General features: G+C 65.3%; 13 protein-coding genes and 1 tRNA gene. 5 read left to right on the top strand and 9 right to left on the bottom strand.

Annotated elements, in window-relative coordinates; all coding sequences use genetic code 11:
• Positions 1-231 precede the first annotated feature (231 nt).
• The 3 genes from ACLMAL_RS38380 to ACLMAL_RS38390 all read right to left on the bottom strand — a co-directional run bounded on the left by ACLMAL_RS38380 (position 232) and on the right by ACLMAL_RS38390 (position 6,185).
• On the bottom strand, positions 232-2,664 hold the full coding sequence (locus ACLMAL_RS38380; protein ID WP_412003555.1) for an arylsulfatase: 2,433 nt from the start codon (positions 2,662-2,664) through the stop codon (positions 232-234).
• 910 nt (positions 2,665-3,574) lie between these two features.
• The gene (locus ACLMAL_RS38385) at positions 3,575-4,165 is read right to left on the bottom strand and encodes a hypothetical protein (protein ID WP_412003556.1); all 591 of its coding nucleotides are present in this window, start codon (positions 4,163-4,165) and stop codon (positions 3,575-3,577) included.
• Positions 4,166-4,244: 79 nt separating this feature from the next.
• Positions 4,245-6,185 carry a potassium transporter Kup gene (locus tag ACLMAL_RS38390; RefSeq protein WP_412003557.1) on the bottom strand — a complete coding sequence of 647 codons (1,941 nt, stop codon included), beginning with the start codon at positions 6,183-6,185 and terminating at the stop codon, positions 4,245-4,247.
• Between the two features lie 502 nt (positions 6,186-6,687).
• On the opposite strand from ACLMAL_RS38390, the gene ACLMAL_RS38395 reads away from it, so the two are divergent.
• On the top strand, positions 6,688-7,386 hold the full coding sequence (locus ACLMAL_RS38395; RefSeq protein WP_412003558.1) for a hypothetical protein: 699 nt from the start codon (positions 6,688-6,690) through the stop codon (positions 7,384-7,386).
• Positions 7,387-7,619: 233 nt separating this feature from the next.
• On the opposite strand, the gene ACLMAL_RS38400 is transcribed toward ACLMAL_RS38395, so the two are convergent.
• The 5 genes from ACLMAL_RS38400 to ACLMAL_RS38420 form a co-directional block, all read right to left on the bottom strand.
• Positions 7,620-7,692 (bottom strand) — tRNA-Ala (locus ACLMAL_RS38400).
• 86 nt (positions 7,693-7,778) lie between these two features.
• Positions 7,779-8,960 carry a gephyrin-like molybdotransferase receptor GlpR gene (gene glpR / locus ACLMAL_RS38405; protein WP_412003559.1) on the bottom strand — a complete coding sequence of 394 codons (1,182 nt, stop codon included), beginning with the start codon at positions 8,958-8,960 and terminating at the stop codon, positions 7,779-7,781.
• A 286-nt stretch (positions 8,961-9,246) separates the two neighbouring features.
• Positions 9,247-9,897: a GNAT family N-acetyltransferase gene (locus tag ACLMAL_RS38410; protein WP_412003560.1), complete on the bottom strand. Its 651-nt coding sequence runs from the start codon at positions 9,895-9,897 to the stop codon at positions 9,247-9,249.
• 12 nt (positions 9,898-9,909) lie between these two features.
• Positions 9,910-11,169: a gephyrin-like molybdotransferase Glp gene (gene glp / locus ACLMAL_RS38415; RefSeq protein WP_328406291.1), complete on the bottom strand. Its 1,260-nt coding sequence runs from the start codon at positions 11,167-11,169 to the stop codon at positions 9,910-9,912.
• Positions 11,170-11,377: 208 nt separating this feature from the next.
• Positions 11,378-12,346, bottom strand: coding sequence for a UTP--glucose-1-phosphate uridylyltransferase (locus ACLMAL_RS38420; RefSeq protein ID WP_412003561.1), 969 nt, complete (start codon positions 12,344-12,346; stop codon positions 11,378-11,380).
• Positions 12,347-12,457: 111 nt separating this feature from the next.
• Between ACLMAL_RS38420 and ACLMAL_RS38425 the strand changes: the two genes are divergently transcribed.
• The 4 genes from ACLMAL_RS38425 to mscL all read left to right on the top strand — a co-directional run bounded on the left by ACLMAL_RS38425 (position 12,458) and on the right by mscL (position 14,675).
• Entirely contained in the window at positions 12,458-13,048 is a 591-nt protein-coding gene (locus ACLMAL_RS38425) for a 5-formyltetrahydrofolate cyclo-ligase (protein ID WP_412003565.1), read from the top strand.
• Between the two features lie 69 nt (positions 13,049-13,117).
• Positions 13,118-13,414 carry an FmdB family zinc ribbon protein gene (locus ACLMAL_RS38430; protein ID WP_412003562.1) on the top strand — a complete coding sequence of 99 codons (297 nt, stop codon included), beginning with the start codon at positions 13,118-13,120 and terminating at the stop codon, positions 13,412-13,414.
• Positions 13,415-13,493: 79 nt separating this feature from the next.
• Positions 13,494-14,162, top strand: a complete 669-nt coding sequence (locus tag ACLMAL_RS38435) for an SAF domain-containing protein (protein ID WP_412003563.1) — start codon at positions 13,494-13,496, stop codon at positions 14,160-14,162.
• Between the two features lie 108 nt (positions 14,163-14,270).
• A complete protein-coding gene (gene mscL / locus ACLMAL_RS38440) occupies positions 14,271-14,675 on the top strand; it encodes a large conductance mechanosensitive channel protein MscL (protein ID WP_412003566.1) in 405 nt (134 codons plus the stop codon).
• Between the two features lie 573 nt (positions 14,676-15,248).
• On the opposite strand, the gene ACLMAL_RS38445 is transcribed toward mscL, so the two are convergent.
• Complete coding sequence (locus ACLMAL_RS38445) at positions 15,249-16,103, bottom strand: patatin-like phospholipase family protein (RefSeq protein ID WP_412003564.1); 855 nt, start codon at positions 16,101-16,103, stop codon at positions 15,249-15,251.
• Positions 16,104-16,398: the final 295 nt, after the last annotated feature.

Below are 16,398 nucleotides of genomic sequence, written 5' to 3' on the forward strand. Positions count from 1 at the left end.
CGCCTCCCCCATGCAGGGCGACACTGGAGGGCCGAGAATCCTCCATCTCTCACGCAGCACCGCTTCAAAGAGCTTCTCCTACACCTTGAGCTCCTCTCCACGTTCGTGACGCACTATCCGTTGTTTTGCGCCGTTACTACCGGACCCCCAGCACCTGCCGGGCTCGGCTCGCGATGCCGAACCCGCTGCGGATGGGACCCGCGCCGACTGCTCGGCGGCGGAGCCGACGCCCTATTGCCGGGCCATGTGCATGCGCATCTCGCTTTGGATGTCGGTGATCAGCTCCCCGGAGAGGTCGACAGTAACGGTGTGCAGCGTGCCGGTGAACCGGGCAGGCGGTTCGTAGTCGGGTGCCACCGCCGAGCCCGAGTTGGCGCCGCAGGTCATCCCGCCGGGGTTGAAGGCGACCGGCGTGGTGACGGGGATTTCGGCCTCGCCGACCAAGCGGTGGTCGATGTAGAGCTGGGCGCGGCCCGGTGTGCCTTTGCCGTGGGCGAGGTCGGGCTCGCCGGTGGGTTCGAATTCGAAGCGCAGCTCATGGCGGCCTTCGGGGACCGGCTCGGTGGAGTAGACACGGTAGATGGCGCGCCGGACGTAGTTGTGGGCGTAGTGCAGTCGGCCATCCTTGAGATAGAAGGACCAGCCACCGACGTTGGTGCCCTGGCACAGCAGAACGCCTTCGGCGCCGCCGGGCGGGATCTCGGCATCGGCGGTGATGCTGTGCGGACGGTTGATCACCCGGGGCGCCACGGCCGCGGGCAATGCCTCGGTGCCGGGGCGGAGGGTGTAGCTGAGCTGCGCCGGTGTGATCTGGGGCTTCTCCACCGTCAGCCGTTGCATGCCGCTGCTGTCGATGGGCAATACCTGGTACTTTCCCGCCTCGACGTACCACAGTGAGATCATCTCGAGGAGTTTGTCCGGGTGCTCTGCGGCGATATCGCGGGTCTCGGCGAAGTCCTCCTCGATGTGGTAGAGCTCCCAGTGGTGGGCGTCCAACTCGCCCAGATCCGCGGCGCTGATGGGGGTGCCGAAGAGTTTGCCCGCTTCGGTGAAGGAGGGGCCAGGCCACGGACACACGGCACGCCATCCGCAGTGGTCGATCGCGCGGTGGCCCATCATCTCGAAGTACTGCGTGTGGTGCCGGGTCGGCGCGGCCGGGTTGTCGAAGGTGTGCGCGAAGCTGACACCGTGGAGGGGCGACTGGGGCACGCCTTTGATAGTGGCCGGGGGTTCGATTCCGAGCGCGTCGAGGACGGTGGGGACCATGTCGACCAGGTGCGCGTACTGAGTGCGTACCCCACCCCGTGCCATGATGCCCCGCGGCCAGTGGACCAGGAACGGGTCACTGACACCACCGCGGTAGGTCTCACGCTTCCACCGACGGAAGGGCGTGTCGCCCGCCCAGGTCCAGCCCCACGGGTAGTGGTTGAACGTGGTAGGGCTGCCGAGTTCGTCGATCGCTCGGAGGCTGTCCTCGATCGGTTCGGGGGCGTTGTTGAAGAACTGCAGCTCATTGGTGGTCCCGGTGACTCCGCCCTCGGCGCTGGCGCCGTTGTCGGAGACGACCATGATCAGCGTGTTGTCGAACTCGCCGATCTCCTTCAGGAAGTCCAGCAGCCGCCCGATGTGATGGTCGGTATGCGAGAGGAATCCGGCAAAGACCTCCATCATCCGCGCGGCCAGGCGGCGCACATCAGGCTGCATCGAGTTCCACTCCGGCACATCCGGGTCGTGGCGGGAGAGCTGCGCGTCCGGTGGCATGATGCCCCGTTGCTTCTGCCGCTCGAAGGTGAATTCGCGGTAGGCCTCCCAGCCGTCGTCGAACCGGCCCTGGTAACGGTCCGCCCATTCCTTAGGCACATGGTGTGGGGCATGCGTCGCCCCGGTGCAGAGGTTCAAGAAGAACGGCTTGTCCGGAGCAACCTGCTTCGCGCTGGAGATGAAGGAGATCGCCTTGTCGACCAGATCCGCGGTCAGGTGGTAGCCCTCGTCCGGGGTCGCGGGCGGTTCGACCTGGTGGTTGTCGTGGATCAGATCCGGGTACCACTGGCTGGTATCGCCGCCGAGGAAGCCGTAGAACCGCTCGAAACCACGGCCGAGCGGCCAGCGCTCGTACGGGCCTGCTGCCGATTCCTGGTCCGACGGCACCAGGTGCCATTTGCCGACCATGTAGGTGTTGTATCCGTGTTGCAGCAGCATCTCGGAGAGGAACCCGTTCTCGAATGGAATGTTGCCGTTATAGCCCGGATATCCCGTGGCTACTTCTGTAATGCTCGCCATTGCGTTGGCATGGTGATTGCGTCCGGTCATGATGCACGAACGCGATGGCGAACACAGGGCTGTCGTATGCATGTTGTTGTACAGCAATCCGCCCTTGGCCAGGGCGTCCAAATGCGGCGTGGCGATCGGACTGCCATAACAGCCCAACTGCCCGAACCCGGTGTCGTCGAGCACGATGAACAGCACGTTCGGCGCACCCAGTGCAGGCCGCACCGGTTGCGGCCAAGCGGGACTCGACACATCGGCCGTCCGACCGATGACTCCAGGAAAAGCAGTTCCCGGCCTGTATTCCTTCGGTGACATCTCCTCGATCCTCCGTCCCGCCGACCGGCATACATCCGGCCGATCGGCGCGTAGGTTCTTGCCGATGTTGCCCGCGGTCACGCCGTGAGACTGGTCGCCGCCAGTCCTTTCCGAACAGCAATGTGCGCAGTCCCGCGTCCTCGACGAGGTAGCTCAGCGCTGTGACTTGCCGGCTTCTTGCTCTGGAGCACGTGCGGCGAACTTACGGAAACGGCGCTGAGGGAACACCGACGCTCCAACCGGAAATCTGGAAAGCGCACCCCTAACCGACGGGTGGGGTCGTTTCGTGAGCCGTCACCGTCGATGGCTCCGCACATGTCAAAAGAAGACAAGGCCACACAACAAAACAACCTGGGAGAACCAACGCCACCCATGCATCCAATATTGTTCTTTTTGACCCACTCAATACTGCGACGGCGCAATGAAATAGTAACCGACCGATAGCTTGACAGCCAGTGAAGAAGGGAACGCCCTTGTCCTGCCCGAGCCGAGAACGCTTCCTGCACAGGGCCGGGAGGACCGGCCGCGAAAGGCTGAAGTGAAGTCCTCGGTTTGATGCCTGCCTTCTTGATCGGGAAGGTAGGCATGATGCCGAGAAGGTACGGTGCGGAGGCGAAGGCGGTTCATCTGGTTCGCGAGCACCGAGACGGTTACGCCTCGGAGTGGGCGCGATCACCACTCGCGAGCCGGTGAAGGTGCCCCGAGACATTGCGGAAGTGGGATCGCCGAGCCGCGGTCGATGAGGGCGATTCCGAGGGTGCTGCCACGGCGAGGCGAGTTCGTGATCGAGGCCGCGCCGGGAGAATTCTCGCTGGGATTTGCTCGACATCCAAACACACCAGTTTCGTCGAATCCGCGATCCGGCAAACGGCGGCGGCACGGATAAGCGAAGGTGATCTACTGTCCAGCAACATAATTCACCAATCGCATGCCCGGTTCAGAACACGCGGCCCGGTCGTTTCGGACCGGGCTTTCTGTGGGCCCGAGCCGGTCACACGCAGTATTGGCAGGTTCCGCTGGCGGGAAGCTCGATGAAGCACTGGGCGCACACCGCCGCGCGGGTCGGCTGCGGCTTGACCTCGGCCTGACCCGCAGTGCTCGGCGAACGGCGGCTCGCCACCTTGGGAGTGAGCGGCGGGACGCCTTCGTCGGCAGGCATTTCGGCCCCGTGGTGGAGGTAGCACTGCCAACGGGCGTAGGCGGCGTGCAGTTCGAGGTCGTCCGGGATCGGCAACCCGGCGAGTTCCAGCACGTACTTATAGGTGTCACCAACGGTGTGGTTCTGCTGCACGCACAGTGCGGTGAGCGGCGGCTCGCCCGCCTTGTGGCAGCGCCGCGCGATCTTTCGCAGGATGGCGTCCATCCAGGTGCGCGTCGGCGCCTCGGTTCGCACGCCGGACGCTTCCTGCACCCGCTCGGCCAGCTCGGCCACCGTGATGAAATGCCCGTACCCGGTAGCGATCTCGGACAGTTCCGCGTGCGCGGCCAATGCCCATGCCACCGTCGCCTCACGCAATGGCACCGCAGCGCCGTCACCCGCTCGCCATGCTCCTGCCACCGTGGGCACCGGATTGCTGATCACCCGACCAAGCTATCGCGAGACCCCACGAACAGGGAAATGGCCCGACCACTTGCGGCCGGATCCCTCGGCCATCGCATACCTACACCTCGACTTGCGAACCCATGATCACTGTCCGCTCGCCCGGCAGGCCGAAGTATTCGGCAGCGTCGGCGGTGATGTAGGACGTCGCAATGAACAGGCGTTTGCGCCAAGGCGCCATCGTGGGCGCCGAGCCTTTCTTCAACTCGATCTTCGACAGGAAGTAGGAGGCGCCATCGACCGATATCGGCCCTTCGGTCTGCGCTGGGTCGAGTAAGCGCAACGCGTGCGGGACATTCGGTGTTTCCATGTAACCGAAGTGCGCGGTCACATGGATGATCCCGTCTTCGCCGTACCCGAGCGCGTCGATTTCGGTGCGCTGCGAGTCCGGCACCCGAGGCACCGGCAGCGTGTCGATCGCCAGAATCACCACATGTTCGTGCAGCACGCGATTGTGCTCGACATTGGCCCGCATCGCCAACGGCACGGTCTCTTTGCCTCGGTTGAGAAATACTGCCGTCCCAGCGATCCGCACCAGCGGCGGCTCATAGCGCGGCAACTGGTCGATAAATGAGCGCAGTGGTCCCTCGACCTGTTCCCTTGCGCTAGTAACGATTTCACGCCCGCGCGCCCACGTGATCATCACAGTGAACGCGGTGAGCCCGATCAACAACGGCAGCCACGCCCCATGCACCAGTTTGGTGAGGTTCGCCGCCAAGAACATCGCGTCGACCGCCAGCAAAGAGATGGCGCCGAGCAGGACCAGCCACAGCGGAATGCCCCACTTGGTTCGGGCGACGTAGAAGAACAGCAACGTCGTGATGGTGATCGTCGCGGTCACCGCCATACCGAACGCGAATGCCAGGGCCGCCGAGGTTTGGAACGCGAAAACCAGCGTGAGCACCGACACCATCAGCACCCAGTTGATCCACGGAACGTAGATCTGTCCGATCGTCGACTCCGACGTGTGCTCAACACGCAATCTAGGCAGGTAACCGAGCTGGGCCGCCTGCGACGCCACCGAGAACGCGCCGGTAATCACCGCCTGCGAAGCAATCACGGTCGCCGCGGTTGCCAACAGCACCAGCGGCAACCGCGCCCAGCCGGGAGCGAGCAGGAAGAACGGACTACTCACTGCAGTCTGATCACCGAGAAGCAGCGCACCCTGCCCGAGGTAGCTCAGCGCGCACGCAGGCAGCACCAGCCCCAGCCAGCCGCGGGTGATCGCCTTCCTGCCGAAATGGCCCATATCGGCATACAGCGCCTCCGCACCAGTAACCGCGAGCACGACCGCGGCCAGCGCGAAGAACGCAATTCCGAAGTGCCCGAACATGAAACCCAGCGCGTAGGTCGGCGACAGTGCCTTCAGGATCTCCGGGTGCCGTGCGATACCGGACACACCCAAAGCACCGATCGTGACGAACCAAAGAATCATCACAGGGCCGAATAGTCGACCGACCGCGGCTGTGCCGCGGCGCTGCACCGAGAACAGCGCGACGATGATCACCACCGTGATCGGAATGATCAGATTCTCGAATCCCGGCGAGACGATCTTCAAACCCTCTACCGCGGACAGCACCGAAATCGCGGGCGTGATCATGCTGTCGCCGAAGAACAATGCGGCACCGAAGATGCCGACCCCGGCCAGCACTGTGGCCGCTTGCCGACCCCGGGTTCCACCCAGGCGGCGCAGCAGCGTGATCAGCGCCATGATCCCGCCCTCACCGTCGTTATCGGCGCGCATCACCAGCGAGATATAGGTCAGCGTGACGATGATCATCACCGACCAGAAGATCAGCGACACCACGCCGTACACATTGTTCGTGCTGATCGGCACCGGGTGCGGGTCGGCCGGGTTGAACACAGTCTGGATGGTGTAGATCGGGCTGGTCCCGATATCGCCGAATACGACACCGAGAGCACCGACCACGACCGCGGCCCGAACGGTTCCGCCACTACCCGCCGCATGCGAAGCCGGGTCGACTCGAGTTTCGGTCTCCATGATGCACTCCTCGTCTGCGGACCAGCACCCTATCGTGTCGGGCCCCGCCACCGTGGCACAGCAGCGACGCGGTGAAACGAAGGCAGGTCAGCACGCACGACTGGTCCAAGGAGCGAAGTATTGAACGCACTGACTTCCTCCCCGGTCTAAAGGTCGAACTGCTTCCGCTCAGCACCGCGCCCGTGGCCTGACGCTTGTTGGATGGTCGACCCAGCTGTGCCGCAGCAGCTCGAAAAGTGGACCGAAACCAAAAAGCCCGGCCTGAGCAGGGCTTTCTGGTGGACTAGCCAGCCCAACCCGATCACCATCAGACAATCGCCCCTAATCCACAACACACCCAACCAAGCCGAACGCCGAGTGGAGTTGAATCGCGGGTGACCCCCTCCACCATGTGCCACTCGGCAGCGTCTGGACTCGGTCGAGAGCGGCAACTTCGAGGGGCGATCGATCAGAGATATTCTGGTTTCAGTTTGCTTGTCCCGTCCAAGTGAGGAGGGTCGGCATGTCGGCGCATCCAGACCCGCAAGATCCCCGAGTCCAAGAGGACATTCGAGAAGCGGTGCAGCGGGCACGTGAGTCGGCACTGAACTCGTCCATGTCCGAACAGGACATCACCAATATGGCCGCCGGCTACCTGGGGGTGGCCGACGCGAGTGCCCCGGGCATCGAGCTCGACATCCGACGTGAAGTGCGTCGCCAGTCCGGCATCGACTGGTCCGTCCAAGACCGACGCAGCCGCTACGAGGGGCCACCATCCATCACACCGGCGGAACACAGCCCCGGTATGAGTGCCCCGGACCCGGTCTTCGGCGTGCGGGTGGACCATTGGTGCACCGACGAAGAAATCCAGGGCATTCAGGGCTACGCCATCTACGACAACACCATGATGCAGAGCCGCTATGACCCCACCTGCTCGTCAGAGTTCTACAACGGTTACCTCACCGCGCTCGTGGGCCTGATGCAATCCGTGGCCCCCCACGACATACTCGACCGCTATCGTTCGGTCGTCGAAACAATCGACGGAACTTTCAAGACCTGGCCTGGCACCCAGGACAGATCCACCGGTGCCGCCCTCGCGTTGACAAACGCCTGGGAGTACGCCAATTCCGGCGCCTCGGTAATACAGATCCTCGCCCACCTACGCGGCGAGATAGCCTGCGTCGCCGACTGTTTCCAAATAGCTCGCGCCGACGGCCTGTAATCCGCGCGGGAGCACCCAGCCCAGAGATGCACCCACGCTATGCTCGCGACCAGCGCTGGGTGCGGTGGCACCCGAGAGTTCCGGGGTGGGAACGAAATGCGAATGGTCGACGAGGAAGCCGACAAGCAGGTTGCATCCACTGGCCGACAAGGAACGCAGCCCGGGACTTCGCTCCCCACAAAACACCCGGAACCAAAAAGGCGAATGCTCGCCATGAGCATTCGCCTTTTGAGTGGAGCTAAGGGGAATCGAACCCCTGACCTTCTCGATGCGAACGAGACGCGCTACCAACTGCGCTATAGCCCCGTGCGGCTCCGGGGAACCGCGCTGTGACACTGTATCAGTAGCGGGGCTCAGACTCCGAATCGGCACGTTGACCTGCGCGTATGCGATTACGCGCCGGCCGCCCTTCGCATGTCGCCGGTGCGGTTGCGGACGGCGCGGGCGATTGCGGCGTCGAAGGTTTCCAGGTGTTCGAACATGGGGTCTTCGTCGTCGGTCTCGAGCCGGGCGGAGCGGCGGCGCAGGGCGCGGGCGGTGTCGCGGTCCATGGCCTGCTGCCTGGCCTGCTTCTCGGTGTGGTGCGGGAGGTGCTCGGCCTGCTCGCGGCCGCGGCCGAGGCGCGCGGCCCTGCGGCGGCGGATCTCCTCTTCCATGCGGACCTGCTTACGCAGGTACGCCAGGTAGGTCACCAGCACGACCGCCGACAAGCCGCAGGCCCACCAGAACAGCGATGCCACCGCGATGCCGAGGCCGCCGAACATGACGGCGCTCAGGAGGAGCCCGAGCACGGCGCGCTGACGGAAGGTGTAGCGGGCCGCGCGGGCGATCGCGTCGGCCTCCGGATCGAAGCCGCCGCGGCCGCGCCGGGTGGGGACGAAATCCGGGTCGGCCGAATCGGATTCGGTGTCGTCGTCGGTGTCGAGGTACTGTGCGGGCGCGGCCGAGCGCGCCGGGGGGATCCGGGCCGCCGGATCGGTGCGCTCATCGGCCACGAGGTCATCATCGGCCGCCGCACCGGCGTTCGCAGCGATTCCGGCCGCAGCGATGTCGATATTGCCCGATTCGGTATGGAATTCACCGTCGACGCCATCGGATTCGGGCTCGGCATCATCGAATTCGGCCTCCGCAGCGCCGAGTTCGTTCGCACGATCGTCGAGCTCGTCATCGAGCTCATCGATGTCGGCCTCAGCCTCAGCGATATCGGAATCGGATGCAGCAGATCGGGATTCACGAGGGGTGCCGCCCTCGAGCTCCAGTGTTTCGCTTCGTAGAGACTGTTCGTCGTCGATATCGGTGACGGGCTCGTCGGCCGGTGTTGTCATCCGGTCCTCCGCATCATCACTATGGGGATGCTTTCTCTGCACGCGGGTCGGCCGATAATCGGGATCACTGTCGTGCCCTGCGGCCGGTCCACTTTTCGGGCGCCGCTTGGAATCTCCGCGGTGCAATACACGGGTCGCCAGCGCCGCGTCGGTCGTCTGCCGGATTCTCGGGTGCCGGTCGGCGAGTATCGGAAACAGGACGAAGACCCAGAGAATGACGAGGCCGATCCACAGAATTGAATTCGGCATATCGCCTCAGCACCTCCGTCCCCGCCTGGGTTGTCCGTTCGGCCTTCGACCGGTCGCTCCGCTCCCCATCGCGGTGCGTTCGCTCGCCGCAAACGCACTCGGACTCCACGGAAGTCCGGTCGCCGCCAAGCGTTTCGGCGAGTTCGCCGGACGCCTCGCAGGCTCCCTGCCGATGACGCAAGACGCACCACCGACGTCCGTAGGTTAATTCCGTGTCGAGGCGAGATCCGTCAGGCGCGCCGTGCACATCTGCCACACCTGTCACACGAATCGGCAAAAACCACGCTCAGAGCAAGGTTGCGCGGCCGTCGCGAACCAGGCGGTCGACCACTGTTCCGGCCACCTCCTCGACGGTGATGCCGACGAGCAGGTGATCGCGCCACGCTCCATCTACGTCCAGATACCGCTCGAGCCGACCTTCCTGGCGGAATCCGACATTGCGCAGCACGGCCTGGCTTGCCAGGTTCTCCGGGCGGACGGTCGCTTCCACGCGGTGCAGTCCGGCGGGTCCGAAGCAATGGTCGAGGCCGAGGGCGAGGGCGGCGGTTGCGACGCCCTGGCCGCCGAGGTCCTTGGCCACCCAGTAGCCGATCCAAGCCGAGCGCAGTGCGCCGCGCACGATATTGCCGATGGTCAGCTGGCCGCTGAAGGTGCCGTCCACCTCGATGACCAACGGAATCATCGCGCCCCGACGGGCTTCCGCCTTCAGGCTCGACCATAGCGACGGCCAGTTCGACGCATGGTTGCGCGCCTCCCACGCGCCCCGACCGGTCGGCTCCCACGGCTCCAGGTGCGCCCGATCGCGCAGCCGGATCCGGCTCCACGCTGCGGCGTCGCGCAATCGCACCGGCCGCAACGTCACCTGACCCGCCGCGACGCGCAGCGGTCCGAGATGCGCGGGCCATCCGGGATGCTGCGTGACCCGGAACACGTTCATCGACTCCACGCCTCAGCCGCGCTGTGCGAGAAAAGCGACTCGGACCTCGTCACCGGTGCGGATCTCGGTGTCGTCCGGATCGATCACGATCAGGCTGTTGGCCTCGGCCAACGTCGCGAGAAGATGCGAGGAGGAGCCCGCGCCGCCGCCGAGCGGTTGGACGAGGTAGTCGCCCGTGGTCTCGTCGCGCATGAGTTGCGCGCGCAGATAGCCTTTGCGCCCGGCCATCGAGGAGATCGGGGTGATGGTCCTGGCCCGGATGATCCGACGCATCGGATGCCTGCGCCCGAGTGCGATCCGGATCAAGGGACGCACCATCACCTCGAAAACCACTAGTGCGCCAACGGGATTCGAGGGCAGTAGGAAGGTGGGCACCTCGTCACGGCCGAGCCGCCCGAAGCCCTGGACCGAACCGGGGTGCATGGCGACCCGCGCGATCTCCAACTCGCCGAGACCTTCGAGCGCTTCCCTGACCTGTTCGGACGCCCAGCCGCCGATGGCCCCGGCGATCACCACGACCTCGGAACGAACAAGCTGACCTTCGACCACATCGCGTAGTCGCCGCGGATCTGCGCTCACGATGCCGACCCGATTGACATCGGCGCCCGCGTCACGGGCAGCGGCGGCCAATGCGTAGGAGTTCACGTCGTAGACCTGGCCGGGGCCGGGCGTGCGATCGATGTCGATCAGCTCGCCGCCGACGGAGATCACCGAGAGCCGGGGCCGCGGATGCACGAGCACCTTGTCCTGGCCGACGGCCGCGAGCAGTCCGACCTGCGCCGCACCGATGATGGTTCCCGCGCGCACCGCGACGTCGCCCGGCTGCACATCGTCGCCGATGCGCCGCACGTAGTCGCCGGAACGCACCGGCTCGTACACCTTGATCCTGGCCCGGCCACCATCGGTGAAGTCCAGCGGCAGAACGGCATCCGCCAAAGTCGGCAGCGGCGCACCGGTATCGACCCGAACGGTCTGGCGCGGTTGCAGCCTGCTCGGCTGCTTGGAACCGGCGACCACCTCGCCGACTACCGGCAAGGTGAGATCGACCAACTCGCCATCTTCATTGCGGATATCCGAACCGGCGGCGGCCACATCGACACTGCGCACCGCGTAGCCGTCGATGGCGGCCTGATCGAAGCCGGGCAGCGGCCGCTCGGTGACGACGTCCTCGGCACACAGCAGGCCCTGGGCCTCGGAGATCGCGACCCGGACCGGCCGGGGCGCGACCGCCGCGGCGGTCACCTTGATCTGCTGATCCTCAACCGAGCGCATCCAGCCCTTCCTGATCTCTTCGCACCCAACCCGGATTTCGCATCAGCGCAACTGAAGTTCGGTGCGCCCGACCGTGTCCGATCGGCGGCGTTCCCGGGGCCCTTCGTGGTCACGCAAGCTGCCGCCTCAGGGCCCGTCGCTCACGCCGCAATGAACCATCATTCGTACCCGACAGTCCACTATCGGCGAAACCCGACGCCCACCCGCGTTAGTCGTACGTTGTCAGCTGCGGATCCCAATCCGAACTCAGCCGATGCTGCAGCCACTCCCGCAAGGCGGGGCCGTATTCCTCTCGTTCCAAAGCGAAATCGACCGCAGCACGAAGATAACCGCCCGGGTTGCCCAAATCGTGGCGCGACCCACGGTGGACCACCACATGGACCGGATGGCCCTCCTCGATGAGCAGCGCGATCGCGTCGGTGAGTTGCAATTCTCCGCCCGCGCCCGGCGTGATCCGGCGCAGCGCGTCGAAAATGGCGCGGTCCAACAGATATCGGCCCGCGGCCGCGAAGGTGGAGGGCGCGTCGGCGAGAGCAGGCTTTTCCACCATGCCGTTGACGCGCAGCACATTCGGGTTAACCGCATCGGGCACCGGGGCGACATCGAAGACGCCGTACGCGCTGACCTCGTCTTTCGGCACATCGATGGCGCAGAGCACGGTGCCGCCACGCTTGCGGCGCACCCGGCTCATCACGTCGAGCACACCGCACGGCAGCACCAGGTCGTCGGGCAGCAGCACGGCGATGGCGTCCTCATCATCATCGAGGACGTGCTCGGCCTGCGCGACCGCGTGACCGAGACCGAGCGGTTCCTCCTGCACGACCGAAGTGACATCGAGCAGACCCGGCGCCTTGCGCACCTTCTCCAACAGGTGGAACTTGCCGCGCTCTGCCAGCGTGCTCTCGAGCAACAGGTCCTCGACGAAGTGCGCGACAACGCCGTCTTTACCCGGTGAGGTGACGATCACCAACCGGTCCGCGCCGGAGTCGGCGGCCTCGGCCGCCACCAACTCGATGCCGGGGGTGTCGACGACCGGCAGCAATTCCTTGGGCACCGTCTTGGTCGCAGGCAGGAACCGCGTCCCCAGGCCGGCCGCGGGTACCACGGCCGTGCGGAAACACGACACCACCGCGTCATTCGCGGGCCGTTCGGCCGTCTTATCCGGCACTGCTGTCATACGCCTACCCTATCCATCCGTCACAGCGTCCCAACGCCCGTCGGGCACAGCACCGAAATCGGCCGTCGGGCCGATCCGGGTCCCGGTGAGCTTAAGGTGATCACTGTGGAGATGCCCGGTCAGCGTGACAAACATGCGTGGCGCACCGAAATCAGCGCTCGACGGGCCGCGATGACAATCGCTGACCAGCAGGCAGAGGCACGTGCGCTGGCCGAGACCGCTGCGGGGCTCGAGCTGCCCGACTGGGTGTGCGCCTATGTGCCGGTGCGCGGGGAGCCCGGTTCGACGGCGCTGCTGGATGCCATACGCGCCGCGGGAGCCAGGGTGCTGCTGCCGGTCACCGGTCCCCTCGGGCCGCTGAGCTGGGCCGAATACACCGGCGTCGACGGCCTGCGACCCGCGCGGTTCGGACTGCTCGAGCCGTCCGGTGAGGTACTGCCCACTGCCGCGGTCGGCACGGCCGGACTGATCCTGGTGCCCGCGCTCGCGGTCGACCGCCGCGGTGTCCGACTCGGGCGGGGCGCGGGCTACTACGACCGCACGCTGGCCGCTGCCGATCCGGCCGCGCACCTGGTCGCGGTGGTGCGTGACGACGAGCTCGTCGACCAGCTCCCCGAGGAACCGCACGATCTGCGCATGGGCTGGGCGCTCACACCGCAGGGCGGCCTGCAACAACTCGGTGTGGAACAGGGCACGGAATGAAACGTCGATTAGCGGCGTTGGCAGTGTCGGCTGTAGAGTGCCAGATTGACGAACCCTGCGGAGGATCCTGTGCCAACTTATTCGTACGCGTGCACCCAGTGTGACAACCGCTTCGACATCGTTCAGTCCTTCACCGATGAGGCGCTGAGCGTCTGCCCGGAGTGCTCTGGCAAGCTGCGCAAGCTGTTCAACTCGGTCGGCATTGTGTTCAAGGGCAGCGGTTTCTACCGCACCGACAGCCGCGGCGGCGCCTCGACGGCGAGCGAGCCCGCGAAGTCGGACGGCGGTTCGAGCAGCTCGACAAGTTCGGATTCGAGCTCCTCCAGCAGCACGTCCACGCCCACGAGCACTGCCGTCGCCAGCTGAGTTATCCCCAGCCTCTCGCTGTCCACAGCTAGCCGTTTCAGCGGCCTAGCAGGTGTGATTGTGGCCATAGGATCCGGCCATGACTCGATCACTCAGCGATCTCGGTCGCGATAGCGCACTGCGTTTCGCGCTGTGGAATCGACCACCCTGGGCCGATGGCCTGCTGGTCCGGCGATTGCTGGCGGTCGTTCTCACCGCACTCGCCGCCGCCCTCTTCATCCGAGGCGACCCGGGCGCCGAGCGCACCCGGATCGTGGTCGCGGGCCGCGACCTGCCACCCGGCCATCTCATCCAGGCCGACGACCTGCACTCAGCCGCTCGCGAATCGGGCGCCCTGCCGACGGGTGTCGTCACCGACAGCACCGCTCTTGTCGGTGCAACGCTGACGGCGGCCATGCGCACCGGCGAGATATTCACCGATCTGCGCATTGTCGGCCCACGCTTGGCCGCTGTGGCCACGGGTGGGCGCGACGCCAGGATTGTGCCCATCCGCCTGGCCGACACCGCGGTCGCGGAGATCCTGCGCGCCGGTGATCGGGTCGATGTCGTCGGCGCCGAGGAACAGACCGGTTCCGCGGCTCGCCCGGCGCGAACCCTCGCCACCGATGCCGCGGTGGTTCTGGTCTCCGGCCCCGGCGATCGACGTGGCGGCCAGGAACGGATCGTGCTGGTCGCGATGGATGCCGAGCGCGCCACCACCGTCGCGGCAGCCTCGCTGCGGACCGCACTCACCGTTGTCTTCCATTGAGAATGTTCGCCAAATATGTGCCATGACTGTCAACTAGCATCGTCGGACCGGCTGCATAAACCGCCGAGCGTGACTGGAAAGCTCCCATCCGAAGAGGAGATATCGGCAATGCTCAAGGGTTTCAAGGACTTCTTATTCCGCGGAAATGTCATAGACCTGGCCGTAGCCGTGGTGATCGGTACCGCGTTCGTCGCGATCGTCACCGCGTTCACCAATGGCATCATCAATCCGATATTGGCCGTATTCGGTGGCAACGACGAGCTCGGCCTCGGTTTCCGGTTGGTAGCCGACAAGCCGGCGACCTTTGTGCAAGTCGGTCCGATCATCACCGCAGCTCTCAATTTCCTGATCATCGCGACGGTGCTGTACTTCGTGCTCGTGTTGCCCGCCATACACGCCAAGAAGCGCTGGGGTTCCAGCGAGACGGAACTCACCGATTCCGACGTGCTGCGCCAGATCCGCGACCTGCTCGCGGAGGGCTGGGACAGCGCAGGCGGCAAGCACGAGTTCTGAACCGAATCCTTGCCGGGACTCGGTCCTGGCATAAGTCTCCAACCAGCCGATTACAGCTCGCACGCACCGTCCGTGATGAGGATGAGCGCGCCGAGGAGCACCAAATCTGTCACTACAGTCGGATGTTCCATCCGAGGAGTATCCGCCCGGATGACGCACTCTCACGAAGCTCGGGCCAGAAGTACCTGAAGGAGGTTCTGGTATTGAGCGCGCTGGCCAGAGCACTGAAGAGTCCGGCGAGGCTGGGTGCCCATTCGTTTCCGTCGATGGCACCCGAGCCCATTCCCATCTCGTAGACACGACCGTATGTCGGGCCGGGCCGGTGGTCGCCTGTGGTCAGAACCGGACATGGCGTGACCCTAAAGCGCGGCACCGACATCCACCCCACACCGATTTCCCCGACAGCCACGCAGTAGGACCGCACGATAGGCCGACCGCCCGCTGGTCGGCTGGCGGCGGCGAGTGTCGATCGACGGGGAACAGCTCGAAACCGGCACATCGGCGGCCACTCGACGGGCGAAAATTCAGCGCCACTTATCGCTGAGAGTCACACCGGCGGTTTCGTCGGTGAGCTCAGGAGTCGGTTCTGAAGCGAGCGAATTGGGCACGCGTCGAACTGTTTTCGGTTTGGCGTAGACCGGCCTGATACGCGGGCGCCCAGTTTGCGCGATCGTAGAGATTGGCGCCGAAGGCCTCGAGCGCGGTGGTGTCCGGGCCGATGCGAACGACTGTCTCGGCAAGCGGCTCTGGTGACGGATCATCGGAGAACAGGTGCGCCAGCGGCTCGATGACCACGAGAGTTTCTGCGCCTGAGGCAAGGTCGGCGTTGGTGGCCGATCGTAGACCGCCGTCGATGTAGTAGCGCCCATCCACTGGTATGGGTGGTTGGGCGCCAGGGAATGCGGTGCTGGCAGCGACTGCGGTCGGCAGTGGTACGCCGCTGTGTCTGTCCCAGACTGTCGATTCGCCGGTTTCGGCGTCTACCACGGTGATTCGCAAATCTCGGTCCGGCCATTCGGAAACACCGATCAGGCGACGCATCCGTTCGATCTGTTCGGTCGGGTCACCCGTGCCGATTGTGAGGGCGAGTTCGCCGACACGGCGCCGTGCGGTCGCGGGTTGCTGACCTGGCTCGCGGAGTATCGCGAATACCTCGCCTAGCCGTGGGTGTGCAGTATCTATCGGCGCGCTCCGCTGCTGGGTTCGAGCGGGCAGAGTCGCCAGTCGTTGCATCGGTTCGCCGGTGGCCAGGATGGCACCGGCGATCGCACCAGCCGAGGTGCCAACAATCAGATCGGCGGAGGCCAGGTCGACACCGTGTCGGCGCAGACCTGTGAGGAGGCCGGCCATCCATGCTGTGCCGACTACTCCACCGGCGCCGAGCACCACGGCTGTGCGCGGAGTACCCGCCTGTTCTGTGTGCGCCACGACCACATCCTCGTCAGGGAAATCACCACGATACAGCGCTGTACCGACGAGGCCGCCTTACGTCGCGTGCGTGCGGTGATCTTGTCGTGCGAGGCAACAGCGCGGGCTGCAGGCACGAGCCTGAACCGAATTCGCCTCCGCGGGAACGCAAACGGGCCCGTCGCGGTGCTTGGGTTCATGCGGTCGTCGCAACACTCTCGATGTGAGAGGTTGCGGCGACCGTGTCGTTTTCGGAGGATCTGGCTCGGTTCGGTGATCCGCTGACCCGGCTGGTCGATGCCGGGGTTGCGGTGAA

This window comes from Nocardia sp. CWNU-33, from assembly GCF_046764895.1.
Taxonomy (GTDB): domain Bacteria; phylum Actinomycetota; class Actinomycetes; order Mycobacteriales; family Mycobacteriaceae; genus Nocardia.

What these genes read in the sequence shown, in the direction of transcription:
- ACLMAL_RS38425 (WP_412003565.1), top strand. Translation starts at nt 12,458, where the DNA reads ATGCCCGGTCAGCGTGACAAACATGCGTGGCGCACCGAAATCAGCGCT.
- glp (WP_328406291.1), bottom strand. Translation starts at nt 11,169, where the DNA reads ATGCGCTCGGTTGAGGATCAGCAGATCAAGGTGACCGCCGCGGCGGTC.
- glpR (WP_412003559.1), bottom strand. Translation starts at nt 8,960, where the DNA reads ATGCCGAATTCAATTCTGTGGATCGGCCTCGTCATTCTCTGGGTCTTC.
- ACLMAL_RS38390 (WP_412003557.1), bottom strand. Translation starts at nt 6,185, where the DNA reads ATGGAGACCGAAACTCGAGTCGACCCGGCTTCGCATGCGGCGGGTAGT.
- ACLMAL_RS38410 (WP_412003560.1), bottom strand. Translation starts at nt 9,897, where the DNA reads ATGAACGTGTTCCGGGTCACGCAGCATCCCGGATGGCCCGCGCATCTC.
- mscL (WP_412003566.1), top strand. Translation starts at nt 14,271, where the DNA reads ATGCTCAAGGGTTTCAAGGACTTCTTATTCCGCGGAAATGTCATAGAC.
- ACLMAL_RS38435 (WP_412003563.1), top strand. Translation starts at nt 13,494, where the DNA reads ATGACTCGATCACTCAGCGATCTCGGTCGCGATAGCGCACTGCGTTTC.
- ACLMAL_RS38420 (WP_412003561.1), bottom strand. Translation starts at nt 12,346, where the DNA reads ATGACAGCAGTGCCGGATAAGACGGCCGAACGGCCCGCGAATGACGCG.
- ACLMAL_RS38395 (WP_412003558.1), top strand. Translation starts at nt 6,688, where the DNA reads ATGTCGGCGCATCCAGACCCGCAAGATCCCCGAGTCCAAGAGGACATT.